General features: G+C 27.3%; 1 protein-coding gene and 1 tRNA gene. One reads left to right on the top strand and one right to left on the bottom strand.

What is annotated here, in order from left to right:
- Positions 1 to 76: transfer RNA gene (locus J536_RS24475), tRNA-Gly, on the top strand.
- Between the two features lie 175 nt (positions 77 to 251).
- Here the strand turns inward: J536_RS24475 and J536_RS24470 are convergent.
- Positions 252 to 605, bottom strand: coding sequence for a lysozyme inhibitor LprI family protein (locus tag J536_RS24470; protein ID WP_050680437.1), 354 nt, complete (start codon positions 603 to 605; stop codon positions 252 to 254).
- Between the last annotated feature and the right edge of the window lie 487 nt (positions 606 to 1,092).

The following is a 1,092-nucleotide window of genomic DNA, read 5'->3' as shown; positions in this document are numbered from 1 at the left end:
GCGGGAATAGCTCAGTTGGTAGAGCATAACCTTGCCAAGGTTGGGGTCGCGAGTTCGAGTCTCGTTTCCCGCTCCAAAATTTAAAAACCACTTAATTCGAAAGAATTAGGTGGTTTTTTTATTGTCTGGTAGTTATTCGCTTTGATTAATTAGACTATTCAACTAACCTATACTTTAAATATTAAAAAAACCCACCAAAAGGCAGGTTTAGAATTAAATATTTAAAACACCGTAATTTTTAAGACCGATTTTTAAAGATCTAAACTTTTAAGCTCATTAAGGCGTTCTTTAGTTTTATCGGCTTCACAACTTAAAATAATTAAATGTGAACCTGCTCCCATTGCTTGAGATCCATAATACCCCATCAAACCAGAACATTGCTTTGTACGATAATCAAGCCAAGCCTTTTGGGAATTTTCCAAACTGGCTTTCCCTTCACTATCCAAGTTTGAAGCTAATTTATTGTATATCTTATTCATTTTAGCTTTATCAGTTTTTAACTGTTTTTCAAAGCATTCTATATCAGAATAAACATTACCAGTTTTACATTCCGCATGAGCAACCCCATAAAATAACACTAACAAAGCAAGCATGAGTTTCTTCATTTATATGACACCTTTCACATTTCTAACTATCTAAATCATTAAATTTTAATTATGACATGAAACAACTTTTATTCTTATCACAGATTTCAACTATTTAATTTTTTGATCATCAGATATTCCTAAAAATCCCCATAAATAGTAAAGTATAATTTTCATTCATATACCTATAAGTATTCATTTATAACTATTCTAATCAATTAAAAATATAATAATAGCTTAGTAAATAAATAGACTTTTTTGGCTTTTGTATTTTTTAAAATCAAGTATAGATTTCTAAAATTCTCTAACTCTTTAGTAGCATTAATATTTACATCAATAAATTATTAAGATATATAATAATTCAAAAGTTATAAATTCAATTAATGCTCTTAAAAATCCGAACTTCAAAATAATGTAAATATTTTATTAAAAATAAATTATTTATTTTTTCAAATTATGATTTTGAGCACTAACGGAATTGTTTAGATATCTTCAATAGAGAGAAAAA

The organism is Acinetobacter sp. 809848, from assembly GCF_000581275.1.
Classification (GTDB): domain Bacteria; phylum Pseudomonadota; class Gammaproteobacteria; order Pseudomonadales; family Moraxellaceae; genus Acinetobacter; species Acinetobacter pittii.
Note: the sequence above shows the minus strand (reverse complement) of the source record. Positions and strands in the feature narration are given on the sequence as shown.